The organism is Dolichospermum lemmermannii CS-548, assembly GCF_028330815.1.
Classification (GTDB): Bacteria; Cyanobacteriota; Cyanobacteriia; order Cyanobacteriales; family Nostocaceae; genus Dolichospermum; species Dolichospermum lemmermannii.
The window spans coordinates 1-19,336 of the sequence record NZ_JAQMTJ010000322.1 but is presented as its reverse complement, the minus strand read 5'-3'; the positions used below and the strand labels follow the sequence as shown (position 1 = coordinate 19,336).

Sequence of the window (19,336 nt, the reverse complement as noted above, 5' to 3'; positions counted from 1 at the left end):
GTGTTGTCCAGTCCATATTGGTTTAAATTTGCTCTACTGTGACAAGGTATATCATTGTATTATTCCCCATCAAGAGGCAAAAATTCCATCTCTCAAACTCTTCCTTTGCGCCTGGAGCGTCTCTGCGTGAGACCATTGGTGTCAACTTAACGTAAAACCCATAGCCCGCCTGGGAATTAATTCCCAGTCTAATAGCAAAAGTCATCTGAAGATGACTAAGAATTGTCTAAATCCTCAGTTTACTTTAGTAAACTTTAGCTATTAGCCCGGAAATTCATTTCTGGGCGGGTGTGGAAGCCAAACAAATAAGGTAACTAATGGCGCGAAACAAATTCCTACTTTGATTCCTGCGCTTCCGTAGGCTGGGTAATAGCTTGACAATACCCAATCAGAGTATTAATGCGTTCCTCAATAGTTTTCAACCTAGCTTGTAAAGTTGTTAATTGCTTTGCTCCTTGAAGAAACATCATATCTACTTCCAATAGTCGCAACTGCTTACTTATTTCGGTTTTATAGGATTGCTCCCGCGAATTAGCATCAACCAAAGGCACAATTTGCTGGATAAAAAATCCCTGCAACTGGGCTACATTCTGCTTTAATTTCTGTAAATTAAGTTTACCTGCCGTTACATTAGCTCGAAACTCATCTAGAAATGTTGCCAATTCCTGATATTTATCACAATTAAAAGACATCTGTTGCTAGTTAAGATAGTATTAATGTCAAGAAAATTTTCTTATATCCCCAAACTTTCCCTTCTTCCTGTTCAAAATCACAAGTCTCAAAATCTTACTTTGAGGCTTGATTTGCCGTCAATAGGTTTTTTATTATGTTTGAACAAAACCTGCAATGGATGATGATTATAAGCCATTAGGGCATCATCTCTAAGCCTTTAGTCCACAGCATCTATTTTATAGGCGTGCTGTCTATTCTGCTTTTCTCCCAACCTATCCACAAATTACCTTTTTAATTTTATGAGTAGTGTAGCTGTCAAACCCCCTGTTGATGTTGTTCTCCCAGACTGGCTTAACAAATGTTTAATCGAACCACCAGCACCGATACTTACAGAGGAAGAAGACCGAACGTATAACGGTAATGCCTTAATTTGTCGGGCTTTTCAGTTTGCATATGAACTGCATGGGGGTCAAATTCGGAAATCAGGAGAACCGTATATTGCCCATCCTGTTGCTGTAGCGGAAATACTCCGTGAATTAGGTGGTAGTCCGGCTATGATAGCAGCCGGCTTACTTCATGATGTAGTCGAAGATACAGAAGTTACAAGTGAAGATATAGAAGCCCGGTTTGGACCAGAAGTGCGGCTATTGGTAGAAGGTGTTACCAAACTGTCGAAAATAAATTTTACTAGCAAAACCGAAAGTCAAGCGGAAAATTTCCGGCGAATGTTTTTGGCTATGGCGCAAGATATTCGCGTAATTGTGGTAAAACTGGCAGACCGTTTGCATAATATGCGAACCCTTCAATATATGTCCGAAGCTAGTCGTCAACGCAGCGCCCAGGAAACACGAGATATTTTCGCACCTTTGGCGAATCGCTTAGGGATTTGGCAAATTAAATGGGAATTAGAAGATTTAGCATTTAAATATTTAGAACCAGAAGCTTATCGAGAAACTCAGCAATGTGTCGCGGAAAAACGCACGGCACGGGAAGAAAAATTACTCAAAGCTACGGATACTTTACGCCGTCGGTTACTCAAAGCTGGTGTTAATTGTCTGGAAATTAGTGGTCGTCCTAAACACCTTTATAGCATTTATCAAAAAATGCAGCGGCAGCAAAAGGAATTTCATGAAATTTACGATTTGGCAGCGCTGCGAATTATTGTTCAAACCAATGAAGAATGTTATCGGGCTTTGGCAGTGGTTCATGATTCTTTTCGTCCCATTCCTGGTAGATTTAAAGATTACATTGGCTTGCCTAAACCAAACCATTATCAGTCTTTGCATACCGGAGTAATTGGCTTGACTGGCCGCCCGTTGGAAGTGCAAATTCGGACTTTGGAAATGCACCATATCGCGGAATATGGTATTGCTGCCCATTGGAAGTATAAAGAAACTGGGGGTTCTGAAAATACTCCTGTGACAAGCACTGATGAAAAATTTACTTGGTTACGGCAGTTGCTAGATTGGCAAAGTGATTTAAAGGATGCTCAGGAATACTTAGATAGTGTTAAAGACAATCTATTTGAAGATGACGTTTATGTCTTCACCCCAAAGGGGGATGTTGTTCCCTTAAGTCCTGGTTCTACAAGTATTGATTTTGCCTATCGGATTCATACGGAAGTGGGAAACCACTGTGCAGGGGCGCGAGTCAATGGGCGGATTGTTCCTTTATCCACGCGTCTGCATAATGGGGATATTGTGGATATTATTACCCAAAAGAATTGTCATCCCAGCTTAGATTGGTTAAATTTTGTTAGCACTTCGGCTGCGAAGTATAGAATTAAACAATGGTACAAGCGATCGCGCCGGGAAGAAAATGTTGCTAGGGGACGGGATTTATTAGAGAAGGAATTGGGGAAAACTGGTTTTGAGAATTTGCTCAAATCAGACGCTATGCAAACTGTGGCGGAAAAATGTAATTATCACAGTGTGGAAGATTTACTCGCCGGTTTGGGTTATGGGGAAATTACCTCAAACTTAGCACTGAACCGGTGGCGGGAAATTGTCAAAGCTAGACAACCTGTAAGTGATGTTGTTCCATTTATTCCCAAAGAACCAACGCCAAAAACTTCACGGGATATGTTAACCACTAGTTCCCGTGCTAGTGATTCCCCAATTATTGGTATGGAGGGTTTGGTTCATCATATCGCTGGCTGTTGTACTCCCATTCCTGGGGAAGCGATTGTGGGTGTAGTGACGCGAGGAAGGGGAATTTCTATTCATCGCCAAGGCTGTCATAATGTAGATCCTGTTGAGTATGAGCGTTTAGTCCCAGTCCGCTGGAATTTAGCTATGGAAAACCGCAGTCGTACTCATACTTATCCTATTAATATACAAATTGAGGCTATGGATAGGGTGGGAGTATTAAAAGATGTTTTGTCACGTTTGAGTGACCAGGGGATTAATGTCCGTCATGCTCAAGTGAAAACTTCTTTGGGACAACCCGCTTTGATGAATTTGGGTATTGATGTCCGCGATTGTTCTCAGTTGGAACATTTATTTGTGCAACTCAAGAAAATGAGTGATATTCTCAATATTCGTCGGGTTTGTGAGGTTGAGGACTGCGGTTAGTGGGGTTTACAGCTATTTTCAATTTTGTTTCGCGCAATCTCTCTTAGAGATCCCGAAGGGTAGGCGCTAAGGAGCAAAGGCGCAAAGGAAGAAGATAGCTGTAATTTAAAGGTTTTAGACGATTTCATTTAAGGTTTGCAGCAGTTGATCAATTTCTGCGGCTGTGTTGTAGTGGGCTAGTCCTATGCGTAATAAGCCACCTGATGTTTCTACGTCTAGTTTTTCGGTGAGGTTAACTGCGTAGAAGTTGCCGTACCAAGCAAATATTCCCTGTTCTCCTAATATTTTGGCGATTGTTTCTGGTGTTTTTCCTTCTATGCGAATAGAGACGGTTGGTGTCCGCCATGTAAATTGGCTGGGTTCGGTAATACCATAAAGGCTTAAACCGGGGATTTTTAATAATCCGGAAATTAGCTTTTTGCTTAATTCTCTTTCATATTGTTGGATGGCTGACATTGCTACTAATAATGCGGCTCGTCGGCTATGATAAGCTGATGCTAATTCATGGTTTGGTTGTTTTTGTTCAGTTAGAAAGCGAGGACAATGGAAGGTTATTAAGCCTTCTCTATCTGCTTCTATTAAGGATGAAAGTAATTCGTTATCTAAGGTTGGGGAAACATGACAACCTAATTTTGTTAAATAATTAATTGCTGCTACTAATCCGGCTAAACCTTCATGATTTAATGTTCCTGTTTCCCATCTGGAAGGGACTTCTTCTGATGCTGGTTTAACTTTATAGGGGGAAAATTTAGTTAAATGTTCTCTTTTTCCGTAGAGGATTCCTAAATGGGGGGCAAAGAATTTATAGGCGGAACAGGCGAGAAAATCACAGTCTAAATGATGAACATTTATCGGTGCATGGGGGGCATAATGAACGGCATCAACATATACTAAAGCCCCGAATTTATGGGCGAGTTTGACTATTTTAGCAATATCATTAATTGTGCCAACGGCGTTGGAAGCGTAAGTTACTGCTACTAGTTTGGTGCGGGAATTTATCTTTTTTTCTAAATCGTTTAAATCTAAAGTACAGTCGGCGATATTAATATCAACAGTCCGAATAATGACACCTTTTTCTTCTAAAGCATACCAGGGAGAAATATTGGCAGCATGGTCTAAATCTGTAACAATTATTTCATCACCGGGTTGTAGTTCTCTACCGATAGCGCGACTCACGGAGAAGGTGAGGGTGGTCATATTTGCGCCAAATACTACTTCATCATTATCGCATCCTAGGAAGTCGGCGATCGCTGCCCTGGCAGAAATAATCAAGGCATCGGTTCGCATACTGGTAGCAAAAGCCCCGTGAGCATTGGCATTTGATCTGACTAAATAATCACTAATTGCGTCTAATACTCCACCGGGTACTTGTGTGCCACCGGGTCCATCAAAGAAAATTGCTGGTTTTCCGTTGATTGTTTGTGTGAGTGCGGGAAACTGGGAACGAATCCATTTTATGTCTAAAGATTCCATGATTTTTCCTCTTTTTTATGATTTTTGTTTCGCGCGCAGACGCTAAGGAGCAAAGACGCAAAGGAAATACAATAACTCATATTGTAGTCTAAGATTCAATTTTGTTGTCTAGGAAAAGCAACATTATTTAAAAGGTTAATAGGGTTGATATTTTTTAGTAATTGCATTTGTTGTTGATTTTTAACTAATAATGCCCCCGCAAATCCTAGTGAGTTGACAGAAATTTTCTCAAATTCTTCTTGTTTGCGGGGGACAATTAACATCCATTCTCGCGTAAATAAAAGATTATATGCTCCTGATTGCATATTATTTTCTAGAGGTTTAATTCCCACAGTTCGCAATAAAGTATGATATTTTTCTAAGGTTACTTCTGCACTTTCTCCCATTTTAAGCGTAGTGAAAGCGTGTAAAAAGGGAAATTCTGGAATAGTTCCCAGATCATTTTCTAATTTTGCTGTTTTCAAAAGTGATGAAATGGGAATATCTGTTTCTGTAAAAGGAACAATTTGCAAATGTTTATGTGGTTGACTCGCACCGGCAAGTTTACCACCGTTATAAAATACTAACCCATTAAATTCTGCTAAACAAGCCCATACTGCTGTTAAGTCTTCTAGGGTAAGTAGGCTTTCCTGTGGTTCAAAAGCGCGGGTGATTATTAATAAGTGATAATCAACAACATTGAATTTATTTAAAATACAAACATGAGTATTAGAGATATCTGTGACAAATAAATCTTCTTCGTAGGGTAAAAAAGGATTAAATTCTTTACCAGTTTTAGTAGCTTCTTGATCTTTTTTAGCCTTATCAGCGTTTTTGCGGTTGATATTTTCTAAAATTCTGATAACAAACTTGATTCCATCTTTTTCAAAAATTTCCAACTCTGTAGGAATAGATTTTAAAGCTCCAGATTTTAAAGCGAGTTCGGTGGTTTTTTTGATCCTTGTCCATAATGTACCGGGTTTCAGTCGAATTTCTTGCTGGTGCATATTTTATAGGAGATAACTAACAATTTTATATCATAAATTGGTTGGGTAAAATTAATAATTTCTGGTAATATTGGATTTCTATATAGTATAATTAAAATCAGCAAATTATCACCATTCAAGAGGTGAATCATGGTTCAAACCTTAACCAAATCAGTCAGCTTTGAGGAGTTTATCCAATCCTATCCAGAAACAGGATCACGTTATGAATTACACAATGGAGAAATTGTAGAAATGAACCCACCAGTAGGAGATCATGAATTCGTAATTGGTTTTTTAGCCCGTAAGATATCAGGAGAATTAGATAGACTTAATCTTTCTTACCTTATACCTAAAACAACATTAATCAAAACACCAAAATCTGAATCTGCCTATTCACCTGATATTTTATTACTCAATCCTGCTAACTTACCTAATGAACCGTTGTGGAAAAAAGAATCAACCATTACTCAAGCTGCTTCAGTTCCTTTAGTGATAGAAATTGTTAGCAGTAATTGGCAAACAGATTATACTCATAAAACCAACGATTATGAATCAATGGGTATTCCTGAATATTGGATAGTTGATTATGGTGCTTTCGGTGGTAAAAGATTTATTGGTAATCCTAAACAACCGACTATTTCTATTTATTCTTTAGTTGATGATGAATACATAGTTAATCAATTTAGAGGTGATGATTTAATTATATCGCCATTATTTCCAGAACTCAAATTAACACTTTCACAAATTTTACAAAATATATAAATACTGTAAGCGTCAGATCCCCGACTTGTTTAAGAAGCCGGGTATCTGATCTGATCTAAGAACAATATAAAGTATCTCTTGTATCCCTTTTTGTCACGGGATTAGTACCTTTTGCCAACTTACATAGTTTCTTTTGTTCATCTTGACGCAGTAGTACATCGGTAAAATCTGCACCATCTATTATAGCACCATCAAATCTGGCGTTAGCGGCAAATGCTCCTTCTAATATGGCGTTGGTTAAATCGGCTTTAATCAATCGCGCTGAATCTAATGTAGTATTAGTTAGGTTTGCTCCCTGTAAATTTGCTGATTCTAAATTGGCGGCGAAGAAACTCACACCACTTAAATTAGAGTTACTAAAATTACTGTAACGAAGATTTGATTTAGTAAAACTGGAGTCTGTTAAATCACGTCCAGAAAAATCAGAGTTGATCAGAATTTCTTTGTTATATTCCAGTGCTACAGCAGTAGGGACAAAACTTGCTAAAGCTGTGGTGGAAATGATTGCCCAAAGTAATAAACTGAGTATGCTTATCCAATTGCGATGTTTAGTATTCATGGTATTGTTAATTAATGGCTAATCCTTCTCCATTTAATTATGCAGATATTGGTAACATAGGTGAAGACCTGGTAGCCAAATGGTTACAATCTACAGGTTGGGAAGTTTTGCAGCGTCGCTTTTGGTGTCCTTGGGGAGAAATTGATATTATCGCTCAATATCAAGACTCAATTGTGGCATTTGTTGAAGTGAAAACCCGCAGTTCTGGTAATTGGGATGAGGGGGGAAAAAATGCCATTACTCCCCAAAAACAAGCAAAAATTTGGCGGACGGCGGAAATATTTTTAGCTGAATATCCACAAAAAGCTGATTATGCTTGTCGCTTTGATGTAGCACTGGTTCACTATCAACCAGAAACTAGAAAAATTATTGGGGACAAATTTTTAGAGCGTTTATCTATATCTGGATATGAGTTTAAACTGCAACAATACATTGAGGCAGCTTTTGATAAATAATAAATGCTATGGCGAAATTATTTTTACTTTGCGATACTTAATTTAGAACTGTTTAAGCGAGTGTTTCTGGACAATATCCTAAACCTCGAACAAACTGTTGTCTAAATGCTTCAATTTCTTCCCTTTCCGGGCTACCATGAGAAACAACTGCTACTTGGTAACGACGCATTACGTCTACGGGTGTTTGTCCGGCTTCTAAACTCCAAAACGCCATTTGCACTCTCATTGGTGGTTGATAGCTAATTCCCAATTCACTCAAGAAAGCTCGAAAATCGCCGTCTTGTTGATCTGAGACTGTTTCTTTGAATTTAATTCTGACTACCCAACCATCAATTTGATGAATCACGCTCACAAAGGATAGGGGAAGTTGTGGTCTACCATGTAGGTATTGAACGATTCTCAGGGTGAGGGTGGCATTGCCTAGATAGTATAAGTATTCCATCATCATGTTATGGGATTAAAATTAGTTCTACCTATCTATCTTCGTTAATGGGGTGGAGTTCCCGGTAGGGTAAAAGCACCCGTTCTTTTATGGGGAGATTTACCCAATCTGGGCAGGAGGCAGAAGGCAGGGGGCAGGGAGAAATAATTTTCCCAATTACCAATTACTCAATTACTCAATTACTCAATTAATATGAAGCAAAAAATACTACAAGCAGAATCACAAGATATCAATTTAGATTGTTCGTTGTCTGGTTATGAATACGAACTTCCACCGGGACGAATTGCCCAAAACCCTGCTGTTCCTAGAGATAGTTCTAAGTTATTGGTGGTAAATTCTCCTGAAACCGCTAAGACTATACCACCACTACATCACATTTTCCGTAATTTGCCGGAACTGTTAAAGCCGGGAGATTTGCTAGTGATGAATAATACTAAAGTTATTCCCGCTCGGTTGTATGGCTATACGTCTACGAGTGGGAGTGTGGAGGTGTTACTGGTAGAGGAACGGCGACATAATTGCTGGTTGGCTTTGGTGAAGCCAGGAAAGCGGTTTAAGATAGGCAATGAGATTATTTTTACATCGGGGGAACAGGGAAATAAACAAACATTAAAGGCGACAGTGGTTGAGTCAGATTCGGAAACTGGGGGGCGATTATTACAGTTTGAGTTACCGGAGCAAGTTCCTTTATTGCAGGTGTTGGGGACATTTGGACAAATTCCTCTACCACCTTATATCACGGCTTCTACGGCTGCTGATGAACAGTATCAAACAGTGTATGCGGCTGAAGAAGGAGCGATCGCAGCCCCAACAGCAGGATTACATTTTACACCGGAATTACTAGAAAAATTGCGTAGTTGTGGCATTAATCAGGCTTTTATTACTCTTCATGTGGGTATCGGTACTTTTCGCCCAGTAGAAGTAAAAGATGTTACTGCCCATGCTATGCACGAAGAATGGATTGAAGTTCCTGCTGATACCGTTGAGCAAATTCGGGCTACTCAGGCTGCTGGGGGGCGAATTATTGCGGTGGGAACAACAGCGGTAAGGGCTTTGGAGGGTGCAGCACAATTGGGAGATTTACAGCCATTTGTGGGGAAGACAAATTTGTTTATTTATCCTGGGTATAAATGGCAGGTTGTGGAGGGTTTAATCACCAATTTCCATTTACCCCGTTCTAGTTTATTGATGCTGGTTAGTGCTTTGATTGGTAGAGAAAGATTGTTGGATCTTTATCAAGAAGCAATTACTTCTGAATACCGCTTTTATTCTTTTGGTGATGCCATGCTGATATTACCAGAAGGGAAAAGCATTAAATTATGAATTTTTGATGGATCATCTAATTTAGATTAGATTCAGTATGACTTTTTACTTTTCGTTACATATTACTCTTCGAGAAGCCGCTCCGCGTCTACGGTTTTTTTCCGTTCACCTACTTAATTGAAAAAATTATTATTCCCTGTTCCCTGTTCCCTATTCCCTATTCCCTATTCCCTGTTCCCTGTTCCCTATATTGGTAAACGATTTATATCTTTATTGCAACCAATTACTACCATTGCAGAACCTCTTTCTAAACGTTTAGTTGGTTCGGGATTAATGATAAATTTACTATCATGACTGACAGCTAACATATTTAAACCATAGCGGTTACGAAGTTGAAGTTCAGCAATGGTTTTTCCATGAAATTCATCAGGAACAATTAATTCAACAATACTATTATCTGGGTCAAGATCAAATCTTTCTAAAATTCCCGGTTTAGTAAGTGTGCGTGCTAAAGCACAACCAGCTTCGTATTCAGGAAACACTACATGATCTGCTCCCACTCGTTGTAATAATTTACGGTGAACTTCACTAGAGGCTTTTGCCACCACGTGAGGTACACCACCTTCTTTCACATTTAAAGTAGTAATAATACTTTCTTGAACGTAGTTACCAATGGCGACAATTACGGTATCAAATTCAAAAATTCCGGCTTCTTTTAGTGCTGCTGGTTCGGTTGAATCTAGTTGCAAAGCATGACCAACAATTTGTTCGTTCAAAGCTTCAGAAACTTGCTTTTCGTTCACATCTGTAGCCAATACTTGATAACCTAAATTATGCAGTGTTGAACAAACGGAACGACCAAAACGACCTAACCCAATTACAGCAAATTGGTGGTTATCTTTACGTAAACTGCGAAGAAATTTTAATGATGAAAGATTCATAATTGGTGATTGGTAATTGGTAATTGGTACACTAAATACGGAATGAATAATCCCTGTCCATAATGTAGTTGATTTTGATACTACTAAGTAAACCACCTAAATTAGCTATGCAAATAACTAACAGCGAAATCAAAGCTATGCGGGAATTAATGCCTGATTATACCCCTGGACTGGAAGCAATGGATCATTTAGAAAAGCACAATGGCGACATGGAAACGGCTTTTCAAGATTTATGGCAAGAAAAAAATGGTCAAGCTATGATGGGGGGAGATAAATCACTTTTACAAATCACCCTCAAAGCCTTGCGAAATGAACTTTGTGGTGATGACGGGTTTCGTGGTCAACTCAGAGAATATACCAGAAATCCGGGCAGTTCTCCTTTACTCACTGGTGTTATAGTTTCCTTAGTGGGTTTAGCTTCATCCAGTGGTTTACCTCTTGATCCTGCCATTGCGACCGTTATAGTTTTATATATCCTCAAAATAGGGGTAAATATCTTTTGTGATTACACCGAACCACCGACTGCTAGTGGTGGAACTTTACCCCCAGCCAAATAGTTTATGATGTAGGGGCGGGTTTTCCCGTCCTCTGCTGATTGTGTCAATTAATTCTTGGAGGTATAGCAAATGGTAATGCAGCGGTCACAAACTAACCCAACTCCTCAAATTCTACCATTAGAAAATGGCGATCGCTTATCACGCCATGAATTTGAACGTCGTTATACTGAAAGTCTCGATATTAAAAAAGCTGAATTAATCGAAGGAGTAGTTTACGTGGCTTCACCTTTACGCTTTCAACGTCATGCAGAACCCCATGCTAAATTGATGATTTGGTTAGGAAATTATCAAATTTATACCCCCGGAATTAAATTAGGAATAGAACCCACCATTAGATTAGATCAGGATAATGAACCTCAACCCGATGGAGTTTTATTAATTGATGAAAGTTTAGGTGGAAAATCTCGAATTACCGATGATGATTATATTGAAGGCGCACCGGAATTAGTCGCGGAAATTGCTGCCAGCAGTGCAGCTTATGATTTATATGATAAGAAAAAAGCCTATAAACGGAACGGCATTCAGGAATATCTTGTTTGGCAGAGTTTAGAAAATAAATTAGATTGGTTTGGGTTACATGACAGTGAATATATATTACTGCAACCTGATACAGAGGGAATTATTAAAAGTCAAGTTATGCCCGGATTATGGTTATCTGTAACGGCATTATTAGCAGGAGATATGGTTAAGGTTTTAGAAGTATTGCAAACAGGATTAAATTCACCAGAACACACGGAATTTTTACGGCGTTTATCAGGTTGATGATATAATTTAAGTGGGATTTTGATTTTCAGATTACAATTTAATCAGAGAAATAGGCTTATTAGACAAAACAAATGATAACAGACTACATTCAATCAGCCTTAAAACGCGCTAAATATGAACTTTTAGAAGATGGTACTTTTTACGCTGAAGTCCCTGAATTACAAGGTTTATATGCCAATGCACCTACACTGGAAAATTGTCGGGAAGAATTAAAACAATCTTTAGAAGAATGGATTGTTTTAGGATTGCAGTTAGGACATAATATACCTGAGTTAGATGGTATTTACCTTGCTTTGAAAAAGGATGTAGCTTGATGCCAAGCTTTGCACCTATTAGTCGCCGGGATTTAATTTATTACCTGAAACAAATTGGCTTTGAGGGTCCATATTCAGGGACAAGACATCAATTTATGGTTAGAGATGATGTGAGATTAATAATTCCTAATCCCCATGAAGGAGATATTAGCAAAAGCTTATTAGCAAAGATATTAAAACAAGCTCAAATTAACAGAGATGAATGGGAAGTGCTTTAAAAATTTATTATTTTTCTATTTAACGCAAAACCTTTAACCCGTCTGGGAATGAATTCCCAGTCTCATAGCAAAAGTCATCTAAAGATGACTAAATAACCTGAAAATTGTTTAGTAAACTTTAGTTTACTTTGGCTATTAGCCCTGATAGCGTAGCGTGGCGTAAGCCATAATTCATTTCCGGGCGGTTGTGAAAGCAAACAAAACAACCGTATTTATTTTATCACTCTGGTAATCCCTCTAAAATCTCCCTCGCAATATTCGCGCTATATTCATCTTCATATTCAACATATATCTCTAACGCTTTTTGTAAATTTGTTCTAGCTTCTGCATAATTTTCCTGTACTGCTGCAAGTAACCCTAATTGTCCATACGTACTAGCTTGAGAATATCTATCGCCAAATTCGATACAGATAGTTAAAGCTCGTTGATAAAAGTCCCGTGCTTGGGCATATTCCCGCATTTCTTGGGCTACTCTTCCCAACTGGTGGTAGGTACCAGCTTGAGAATTTCTCTTCCCTAATTCCTGATAAATTTTTAAACACTGTTGATAATATTCTTTGGCTTTTAAAAATTGCCGTAAATCGAAATAAGCATTACCTAATCTAAACAAAGCAAAATTTTCACCATTCCGGTTTTTTAGTTCTTTGGCAATATTTACACCTTGTTGATAATAATTAATCGCTTTTTCAAACTTTCTTTCCTCAGCAAAAGCATCCCCAATTTTATTTAAAACCTGACGTTTAAAATTAACATCTGCTAATTTGTCAGCAATTTGTAAAGCTTCAGCTAAATATTCCCTCGCTGTTTTTGCTTGATGTTGACTAATATAAGCTGTTCCCAACTCCAATAAAATATTACTATACCTGCGTAAATTACCATCATTAGTTTGCTCACAGGTAGGTTTATATTCCATCAATAAACTTTGTAAAATCTCAATTCGTTCTTGTTTTTCCTGTGGTTCTACTCTGTCAATTTCTATATGAGATTGTAAAGTTTGAGCAATTGCATTTTCTTTAGTTTTTTCTAAAGTTTTAAATCTAAATACACCAGAACGCCAAGCCCAAAAATCAGGGGCAAATTTAGCTAAACGGTTAATAGCGTAATCTGGTAAAATAAATAATATAGGATAAGGAACGGTTTTTTTATAAGCGTCTCTGACAAAATTCAAATCTTGTAAAAATGGTGGATATTCACCAAACACACCAATAGATTTTTCTAAACCTTGAATAATTAATACTAACTTTTTATTTGCTTCTTTCTCAATATTCGCCAATCCCTGAATAATAGCATCACGCAAAAAGCGCAAATTAGGATCAGTAAACTTGAGAATTACAAATTGAATTTCTTCACATTGGGAATTTGTTGTTAATGCCTCAATTAATAAATCTCCATCAGGAGGAAAATTAATCTCAATAAATCCTAAAGTAAACTTTTCAGAAAAGTCAATAAAGGTCAATAATTCCGCCAAAATATCTTGATTCAGGGCGACAAATTGCCCCAATTCGGCGTTAAAATCATGTTGTAATTTCTGCCAGTGCTTTTTGGAAGAATTCATTTTGCTTCACCACTGGGTTAGGATAATTCCATCTGTTATCGCCATTGTATTCTAAAACAGAAGTATTAAACAGCATTAACTGGCCAATATCATCTTTACTCACATCTTTATTCACGTAAACTTGCGCTAAAACTGGATAATGTTCTTCAGGAATAAATCTTTCAAAACTAAATTGTTGTTGTTTCACAGCATAAACAACATCTTCAGCTTCAATCTTACTATGATTTTTGGTGCTGGCGCGTAAGCAAGTAGCCCGCATCATTTGCATAATTTGACGCACATGACCACCACTAGCTTTAGCTAATTCTAGCAATTCTGCACGGGAATTAAACACAGCATTAACATCTACTCGTTTTTCAATTAAACTTGCTACTGCATCCAATCCAATTTGATTATAGTTTAAATCACGCACATTCCGATCAAATTGGTATATATTCACCATTGGCACAATGTGCGGTTCACCATCAAATAAAGCTAGAGGTTTTTTCGGTGAACAAAGAATAGAAATAGGAACTGTATAAATAATTGTACAATGCAGTTCTTGTAATTGGGCTGCATAGTCAAAAAATAAATGATCTGCAACCGCAGGGGGAACACGATCTAAGTTATCAAAAATAATTAATAGACCTTTATATTCTGGATATTTTTTTCTCAATTTACCATAAGCGTCATCTAGCAATAGATTGATATCTGCCTTGAGTCGAGAAATATCCTTTTCTAAAGTTTGGCGAATTGTAGTTTTTTGTTTATCAGAACCTTTGATTTGTGCCAATAACTTCACCATTAATTTTGCAATAAATGGCGCACCACCTTCTAAACTTGCTTCTGATTCCACACTGACAGATTTTTCTACACTTTCTTCATTTTCTTCGGTAATTTCCTTAAACCAATTTTCAAAACTATTTAATAATTTTTGTTCAAACTTTAACCCTAATTTCCGCAAAGTAAATTCAACTTGCTTAATTACAATTAAATATAAATCTGTATAATTAGCATCATTAATATCTGTTTCTTCATTTACTTCTAAATAAATGACATGATAATTTTGTTCCCATTGACTTTGAATCTTTTTTAACTCTGTACTTTTACCTGAACCTCGATGTCCAGTAAATAAAATAGTGGTATAATCTCCAGATTCTTGAAACTCTAAAATTGTGCTTACACCCTCAACGGCTGAAGATTTACGCACTGCTGATAAATCAACATAGTATTTTGAAATTTCCGCAGGTTCTAGTGGTTCTAAAGTGCAAGCATTATAAGCAGATTTTAGAGTATTTGCACGTTGAAAGTTAGGTTGATTCATAGATAAAGTTATAGACTCAACTTAAATTTTAGTTGATTATTGACATTTTCCCTACCACCACCAGCAAGTTATACTAAACACGGGTGAGATTTAAACTTTTGCCAAATGACAAAGAACCCAGACGTGTAGGGGTAAAGCAAGAGCTAAACCCCTACGTTTAGAATCAAACAATCAAGCCGTTTTGAGTATAATAACTGGGGAATGTGGTATCTAATTTCCGTTCTTCCTGAGTTCGATATCAATTGGTAATTGGTGATTATCCAACAAGGAGATTTTCTTCGGGATAGTGGATTCTGCTAGGACGAGGATCACCTAATATAGATGACATTAATAGTAAAACACCAACTCGACCAATATACATTGTGAGAATTAAAATCAATTTTGCTGCAATAGAAACAGTCCCTGTAATTCCTGTAGAAAGTCCGACTGTGCCAAAGGCTGATACTACTTCAAAAAGAATTTGAATAAAAGCCAATTTGGGGTCAGTAATACTAATTAAAGCCGTAGCTACAATCACTGTTGCTAGTGAACCAAAGACCACCCCAACAGCTTTCAAAATTAAAGAAATGGCTATTTTTCGATTATATAATAATACCTCTTCTTTGCCTTGAAGAATTGCATTTGTACAACTGGTAAGCACTCGTAAAGTAGTTGTTTTGATTCCTCCTCCTGTACCTCCAGGACTTGCACCAATAAACATCAAAGAAATCATAATGAATAATCCAGCATTAGTCATTTTCCCAATGTCAATGCTATTAAAACCAGCGGTTCTGGTACTAACTGACTGAAACCAAGCGGCTAATATTTTATCAGATAAACTTAATTGTCCAAAGACGCTATCGTTTCTGATTTCTATACAGAAAATTGCAATTGTTCCTAACACTAATAATATTAAAGTTGTGCTAGTAGCAACTTTGAAATCTAGAGAGAATACTAAATAACTTGTTTTTTTGACTATGCGGTCACGTAACCACAAATACATATCCAAAATGACCTGATAACCAATACCTCCAAAGATAATTAAACAGCCAATTGTGATAATCACTAAAGGAGAAGATTGATAGCCAATTAAATTATCTTTAAATAGACTAAATCCAGCATTGTTCCAAGCACTCACACTGTGAAAAATTGCTAACCAAGTTCCTTCTTGCCAACCTTTTTCGGGAACAAAGACTATCATTAATAAAAATACTCCCGTGAGTTCAAATAATAAGGTAGTCGCAATAATAGAACGGATAATTTGACTGCTACCACTCATGCCTGGACGGTCTAAAGCTTGTTGAATTGCTACTTTTTGTCGCAGGTCAAATTTTCTGCCAATTAATAACATTAAAAATGTGGTAGTTGTCATATAACCTAAACCACCAATTTGGGCTAATAAGGCAATAAACAACTGACCTAAAAACGAAAAATCAGTACCAGTATCTACCACTGCTAAACCTGTGACACAAACCGCCGAAGTTGAAGTAAATAGGGCAACAATTGGGTCGTTCCAATTACCATTACCAGTAGAGAAAGGCATTGTCAAGAGAATTGCTCCCAAGAGAATGACAGCGACAAAGCCCAAACAAATTGTCCGCGCAACAGTCATAAGTAATTAAAAATGAAAAATAAATAAACTTTGTGCAATTAGGCTATTTTGACATCTTACCAAGGTAGAATTAATGAGTTATTCCCAGGCAGAAAAATATCCCTATCTAATTAAAAACATAGATGGTAGCCTAAGAATAAGTTTTTTTTCAATTTCCTGTCATTTTTTAATTATTAAATTCATGAGTCAAATACTTTACAAACAAATTCAGGAATTTTACGATGCTTCTTCCAGTCTGTGGGAACAGATTTGGGGAGAACATATGCACCACGGTTATTATGGTGTAGATGGTAAACAGGTAAAAGAACGCCGTCAGGCACAAATTGATTTAATTGAAGAGTTGCTAAAATGGGCAGATGTTAAGGGTGCTGAAAATATTCTTGATGTCGGCTGTGGAATTGGTGGTAGTTCTTTATACTTAGCTGATAAGTTTGGGGCCAATGCTACGGGAATTACATTGAGTCCTGTACAAGCTGCTAGAGCCACCGAAAGGTCTTTGGCAATGAGTTTGAGTCAAAAGACTAGGTTCATGGTTGCCAATGCCCAAGAAATGCCCTTTGATGATAATTCTTTTGATTTGGTGTGGTCACTGGAAAGCGGTGAACATATGCCAGATAAAACTAAGTTTTTACAAGAGTGTTATCGCGTGTTAAAGCCCGGTGGAACTTTGATTATGGTGACATGGTGTCATCGAAATACGGATAAGTCACCACTAACAACGGATGAGCAAAAGCACTTAGAGGATATTTATCGAGTCTATTGTTTACCTTATGTGATTTCTTTAGCGGAGTATGAAGCGATCGCTTGGCAATTACCATTAAATCATATTCGCACGGCTGATTGGTCAACCGCAGTTGCACCTTTTTGGAATGTTGTCATTGATTCAGCGTTTACACCCCAAGCATTTATCGGTTTATTAATGGCTGGTTGGACTACAATTCAGGGGGCATTATCTTTAGGTTTAATGCGTCGAGGTTATGAAACTGGATTAGTTAGATTTGGATTATTACGCGGGACAAAATAAGTCCAATTCTGTTTAAAGATGTACTCAATTTAAGGATAAACGAACCACAGAGGCACAGAGGACACAGAGAAGAAAAAGATAAGGTTAGGAAATTCGGCGCAGTTTCATAAAGAAATGGTATAAGTTCAATTCCTTTAGGTGCTTACGAACAAAAAAGAGCAAAAAATGAATCAATTTTATAAACAAAGTTCTGCTATTTTTCCAGGAAGTTGGTTTTATTCTTTTTGGAAGTTTTCCCGTCCCCATACAATTATGGGAACAACTTTGAGTGTTTTGGGTTTATATTTAATTACCCTGGGTGTCACTTCGACAAAGTTTTCTGGTTTGCATATTAGTCAAATTTTAGCAACATGGATTGCTTGTATCTGTGGCAATATTTATATTGTTGGTTTGAATCAATTGGAAGATATTGACATTGATAAAATCAATAAACCAGATTTACCTTTAGCGTCGGGAGAATTTACCAGAGGACAAGGACAATTAATTGTTATTATTACTGGTATTGTGGCTTTGGCTTTAGCATGGCTAACGGGACCATTTTTAATGGGTATGGTAACGATAAGTTTAGCAATTGGTACGGCTTATTCTTTACCACCAATTCGTTTAAAACAGTTTCCATTTTGGGCTGCTTTATGTATTTTTTCGGTGCGGGGAACGATTGTTAATTTAGGTTTGTTTTTGCATTTTAGTTGGGTATTGCAAAGAAGCCAAGGGATTCCGGGTGCAGTTTGGGCTTTAACGGTGTTTATCTTGGTATTTACATTTGCGATCGCTATTTTCAAAGATATTCCTGATATGGAAGGAGATAGAGTTTATAATATCACAACTTTCACCCTCCAACTCGGACAACAAAAAGTATTTAGTCTCGCACTTTGGGTATTAACAATCTGTTATGGAGGTATGATTTTAGTAGCGTTATTCCATCTTGCGGAAGTTAACACTATCTTCATCTTAATCACTCATACAGTAGCTTTAATTGTGATGTGGTGGCAAGGTGCTGGAGTTGATTTACAAGACAAACAAGCCATTACTAATTTCTATCAATTTATCTGGAAATTGTTTTTCATTGAATATCTAATTTTTCCTGTTTCCTGTTTATTAGCTTAAACTCATGTTAGCAACATTTCCTACTTCCAATATTATCGCCATTTCCGTAGTCATTTTTGGTCTTGCCATTCTTGGTTATTTAAGTATCAAAACATTGATTACTTCTAATTTATTTCAAAAAGGCATCAATTTTTATCAAGCTAAAGATTTTGAAAATGCTGAAATAGCTTTGAGAAAAGTCATTGCTATCAACTCTACCAATGATATGGTACGTTTGCTGTTAGGAGATATTTTAAATCAGAAGGGACAAATTGCTGAAGCAAAAGCGTTATTTTGTGGAGTAATTGATAGTAGTCCCAAAAATCCTGATGCTTATTTACGTTTAGCGAATATTCTCATGCAGGAACAACAGGAAGTAGAAGCGAAAAGTAATTTAGTTCAAGCAAAGGAATTATTGCAAAAACAGCGTCAACCAGAAAGGGCTAAAAAGGTTAGTGTTTTGTTAGATAAAATGTCTAAACTGTGATTTTTAGGATTTTGATGATTTTTGGGATTATTGATGTTAAATTAATAGTCCATTTGCTTCTTTTATTACTTGAGAGATTTCAGGTTTATTAGAAGCAGATAATTATAATCACATTTTGACTATCCTTATCCATCCGATTTTTGATGAGGGATACAGTTATGCTATATCCCTACTTATTGTTATTATCAATCCTAAGAGGGTGTTTGAAAAGTTATGGTTGATGTATCAAATATTTTTTACCCCACCCTAACCCTCCCCTTGTAAAGGGGAGGGAACTGGATTTTTATTGTTTCCCCCCTTTACAAGGGGAAAGGGGGGTAGCAATGTGATG

General features: G+C 37.2%; 20 protein-coding genes. 11 read left to right on the top strand and 9 right to left on the bottom strand.

Features of this window, described 5'->3' with window-relative positions:
• Positions 1 to 335: 335 nt before the first annotated feature.
• Positions 336 to 692 (bottom strand): heterocyst frequency control protein PatD, encoded by a 357-nt coding sequence (patD, locus tag PN450_RS23195; protein WP_271837697.1) that lies wholly within the window; start codon positions 690 to 692, stop codon positions 336 to 338.
• Between the two features lie 279 nt (positions 693 to 971).
• Here patD and PN450_RS23190 point away from each other — a divergent pair, with 279 nt between their 5' ends.
• Entirely contained in the window at positions 972 to 3,245 is a 2,274-nt protein-coding gene (locus tag PN450_RS23190) for a RelA/SpoT family protein (RefSeq protein WP_271837696.1), read from the top strand.
• 114 nt (positions 3,246 to 3,359) lie between these two features.
• On the opposite strand, the gene PN450_RS23185 is transcribed toward PN450_RS23190, so the two are convergent.
• Positions 3,360 to 4,718, bottom strand: a complete 1,359-nt coding sequence (locus tag PN450_RS23185) for a cysteine desulfurase-like protein (protein WP_271837695.1) — start codon at positions 4,716 to 4,718, stop codon at positions 3,360 to 3,362.
• A gap of 95 nt (positions 4,719 to 4,813) precedes the next feature.
• Positions 4,814 to 5,704 carry an ATP adenylyltransferase family protein gene (locus tag PN450_RS23180; protein WP_271837694.1) on the bottom strand — a complete coding sequence of 297 codons (891 nt, stop codon included), beginning with the start codon at positions 5,702 to 5,704 and terminating at the stop codon, positions 4,814 to 4,816.
• 129 nt (positions 5,705 to 5,833) lie between these two features.
• On the opposite strand from PN450_RS23180, the gene PN450_RS23175 reads away from it, so the two are divergent.
• Positions 5,834 to 6,445, top strand: a complete 612-nt coding sequence (locus PN450_RS23175; RefSeq protein ID WP_168634824.1) for a Uma2 family endonuclease — start codon at positions 5,834 to 5,836, stop codon at positions 6,443 to 6,445.
• 55 nt (positions 6,446 to 6,500) lie between these two features.
• Here PN450_RS23175 and PN450_RS23170 read toward each other — a convergent pair whose 3' ends face one another.
• Entirely contained in the window at positions 6,501 to 7,004 is a 504-nt protein-coding gene (locus PN450_RS23170) for a pentapeptide repeat-containing protein (protein ID WP_168652326.1), read from the bottom strand.
• A 14-nt stretch (positions 7,005 to 7,018) separates the two neighbouring features.
• On the opposite strand from PN450_RS23170, the gene PN450_RS23165 reads away from it, so the two are divergent.
• Positions 7,019 to 7,459, top strand: a complete 441-nt coding sequence (locus PN450_RS23165; RefSeq protein ID WP_015083648.1) for a YraN family protein — start codon at positions 7,019 to 7,021, stop codon at positions 7,457 to 7,459.
• Between the two features lie 52 nt (positions 7,460 to 7,511).
• Here the strand turns inward: PN450_RS23165 and PN450_RS23160 are convergent, their stop codons facing one another.
• Positions 7,512 to 7,901 (bottom strand): hypothetical protein, encoded by a 390-nt coding sequence (locus PN450_RS23160; protein ID WP_015083649.1) that lies wholly within the window; start codon positions 7,899 to 7,901, stop codon positions 7,512 to 7,514.
• A gap of 192 nt (positions 7,902 to 8,093) precedes the next feature.
• Here PN450_RS23160 and queA point away from each other — a divergent pair, with 192 nt between their 5' ends.
• Positions 8,094 to 9,224: a tRNA preQ1(34) S-adenosylmethionine ribosyltransferase-isomerase QueA gene (gene queA, locus PN450_RS23155; RefSeq protein ID WP_213718326.1), complete on the top strand. Its 1,131-nt coding sequence runs from the start codon at positions 8,094 to 8,096 to the stop codon at positions 9,222 to 9,224.
• Positions 9,225 to 9,409: 185 nt separating this feature from the next.
• Here queA and PN450_RS23150 read toward each other — a convergent pair whose 3' ends face one another.
• Positions 9,410 to 10,105: a potassium channel family protein gene (locus tag PN450_RS23150; RefSeq protein WP_168634208.1), complete on the bottom strand. Its 696-nt coding sequence runs from the start codon at positions 10,103 to 10,105 to the stop codon at positions 9,410 to 9,412.
• Between the two features lie 107 nt (positions 10,106 to 10,212).
• Here PN450_RS23150 and PN450_RS23145 point away from each other — a divergent pair, with 107 nt between their 5' ends.
• From PN450_RS23145 to PN450_RS23130, 4 genes are all read left to right on the top strand, one after another.
• A complete protein-coding gene (locus tag PN450_RS23145; protein WP_271837693.1) occupies positions 10,213 to 10,662 on the top strand; it encodes a hypothetical protein in 450 nt (149 codons plus the stop codon).
• Between the two features lie 69 nt (positions 10,663 to 10,731).
• Positions 10,732 to 11,424: a Uma2 family endonuclease gene (locus tag PN450_RS23140; protein WP_271837692.1), complete on the top strand. Its 693-nt coding sequence runs from the start codon at positions 10,732 to 10,734 to the stop codon at positions 11,422 to 11,424.
• 74 nt (positions 11,425 to 11,498) lie between these two features.
• On the top strand, positions 11,499 to 11,741 hold the full coding sequence (locus PN450_RS23135; RefSeq protein ID WP_015083654.1) for a type II toxin-antitoxin system HicB family antitoxin: 243 nt from the start codon (positions 11,499 to 11,501) through the stop codon (positions 11,739 to 11,741).
• Positions 11,741 to 11,959 carry a type II toxin-antitoxin system HicA family toxin gene (locus tag PN450_RS23130; RefSeq protein ID WP_190392752.1) on the top strand — a complete coding sequence of 73 codons (219 nt, stop codon included), beginning with the start codon at positions 11,741 to 11,743 and terminating at the stop codon, positions 11,957 to 11,959. The genes PN450_RS23135 and PN450_RS23130 overlap by 1 nt, the downstream gene beginning before the upstream one ends.
• Before the next feature lie 220 nt (positions 11,960 to 12,179).
• Here the strand turns inward: PN450_RS23130 and PN450_RS23125 are convergent, their stop codons facing one another.
• The 3 genes from PN450_RS23125 to PN450_RS23115 all read right to left on the bottom strand — a co-directional run bounded on the left by PN450_RS23125 (position 12,180) and on the right by PN450_RS23115 (position 16,408).
• Positions 12,180 to 13,514, bottom strand: a complete 1,335-nt coding sequence (locus tag PN450_RS23125; protein WP_271837691.1) for a tetratricopeptide repeat protein — start codon at positions 13,512 to 13,514, stop codon at positions 12,180 to 12,182.
• Positions 13,474 to 14,817, bottom strand: coding sequence for a P-loop NTPase fold protein (locus PN450_RS23120; protein WP_271837690.1), 1,344 nt, complete (start codon positions 14,815 to 14,817; stop codon positions 13,474 to 13,476). Before PN450_RS23120 ends, PN450_RS23125 begins: the two co-directional genes overlap by 41 nt.
• A 256-nt stretch (positions 14,818 to 15,073) precedes the next feature.
• Entirely contained in the window at positions 15,074 to 16,408 is a 1,335-nt protein-coding gene (locus PN450_RS23115; protein ID WP_271837689.1) for a TrkH family potassium uptake protein, read from the bottom strand.
• Between the two features lie 181 nt (positions 16,409 to 16,589).
• On the opposite strand from PN450_RS23115, the gene PN450_RS23110 reads away from it, so the two are divergent.
• The 3 genes from PN450_RS23110 (at position 16,590) to PN450_RS23100 (ending at position 19,005) form a co-directional block, all read left to right on the top strand.
• Complete coding sequence (locus tag PN450_RS23110) at positions 16,590 to 17,432, top strand: methyltransferase domain-containing protein (protein ID WP_213714531.1); 843 nt, start codon at positions 16,590 to 16,592, stop codon at positions 17,430 to 17,432.
• A gap of 165 nt (positions 17,433 to 17,597) precedes the next feature.
• Entirely contained in the window at positions 17,598 to 18,539 is a 942-nt protein-coding gene (locus PN450_RS23105) for a homogentisate phytyltransferase (protein WP_271837688.1), read from the top strand.
• A 4-nt stretch (positions 18,540 to 18,543) separates the two neighbouring features.
• Positions 18,544 to 19,005, top strand: coding sequence for a tetratricopeptide repeat protein (locus PN450_RS23100; RefSeq protein WP_015083659.1), 462 nt, complete (start codon positions 18,544 to 18,546; stop codon positions 19,003 to 19,005).
• The last annotated feature ends 331 nt before the right edge of the window (positions 19,006 to 19,336 follow it).

Bases quoted from the DNA above. Each gene is read 5' to 3' on its own strand.
- patD (WP_271837697.1), bottom strand. From the start codon at position 692: ATGTCTTTTAATTGTGATAAATATCAGGAATTGGCAACATTTCTAGAT.
- PN450_RS23190 (WP_271837696.1), top strand. From the start codon at position 972: ATGAGTAGTGTAGCTGTCAAACCCCCTGTTGATGTTGTTCTCCCAGAC.
- PN450_RS23185 (WP_271837695.1), bottom strand. From the start codon at position 4,718: ATGGAATCTTTAGACATAAAATGGATTCGTTCCCAGTTTCCCGCACTC.
- PN450_RS23180 (WP_271837694.1), bottom strand. From the start codon at position 5,704: ATGCACCAGCAAGAAATTCGACTGAAACCCGGTACATTATGGACAAGG.
- PN450_RS23175 (WP_168634824.1), top strand. From the start codon at position 5,834: ATGGTTCAAACCTTAACCAAATCAGTCAGCTTTGAGGAGTTTATCCAA.
- PN450_RS23170 (WP_168652326.1), bottom strand. From the start codon at position 7,004: ATGAATACTAAACATCGCAATTGGATAAGCATACTCAGTTTATTACTT.
- PN450_RS23165 (WP_015083648.1), top strand. From the start codon at position 7,019: ATGGCTAATCCTTCTCCATTTAATTATGCAGATATTGGTAACATAGGT.
- PN450_RS23160 (WP_015083649.1), bottom strand. From the start codon at position 7,901: ATGGAATACTTATACTATCTAGGCAATGCCACCCTCACCCTGAGAATC.
- queA (WP_213718326.1), top strand. From the start codon at position 8,094: ATGAAGCAAAAAATACTACAAGCAGAATCACAAGATATCAATTTAGAT.
- PN450_RS23150 (WP_168634208.1), bottom strand. From the start codon at position 10,105: ATGAATCTTTCATCATTAAAATTTCTTCGCAGTTTACGTAAAGATAAC.
- PN450_RS23145 (WP_271837693.1), top strand. From the start codon at position 10,213: ATGCAAATAACTAACAGCGAAATCAAAGCTATGCGGGAATTAATGCCT.
- PN450_RS23140 (WP_271837692.1), top strand. From the start codon at position 10,732: ATGGTAATGCAGCGGTCACAAACTAACCCAACTCCTCAAATTCTACCA.
- PN450_RS23135 (WP_015083654.1), top strand. From the start codon at position 11,499: ATGATAACAGACTACATTCAATCAGCCTTAAAACGCGCTAAATATGAA.
- PN450_RS23130 (WP_190392752.1), top strand. From the start codon at position 11,741: ATGCCAAGCTTTGCACCTATTAGTCGCCGGGATTTAATTTATTACCTG.
- PN450_RS23125 (WP_271837691.1), bottom strand. From the start codon at position 13,514: ATGAATTCTTCCAAAAAGCACTGGCAGAAATTACAACATGATTTTAAC.
- PN450_RS23120 (WP_271837690.1), bottom strand. From the start codon at position 14,817: ATGAATCAACCTAACTTTCAACGTGCAAATACTCTAAAATCTGCTTAT.
- PN450_RS23115 (WP_271837689.1), bottom strand. From the start codon at position 16,408: ATGACTGTTGCGCGGACAATTTGTTTGGGCTTTGTCGCTGTCATTCTC.
- PN450_RS23110 (WP_213714531.1), top strand. From the start codon at position 16,590: ATGAGTCAAATACTTTACAAACAAATTCAGGAATTTTACGATGCTTCT.
- PN450_RS23105 (WP_271837688.1), top strand. From the start codon at position 17,598: ATGAATCAATTTTATAAACAAAGTTCTGCTATTTTTCCAGGAAGTTGG.
- PN450_RS23100 (WP_015083659.1), top strand. From the start codon at position 18,544: ATGTTAGCAACATTTCCTACTTCCAATATTATCGCCATTTCCGTAGTC.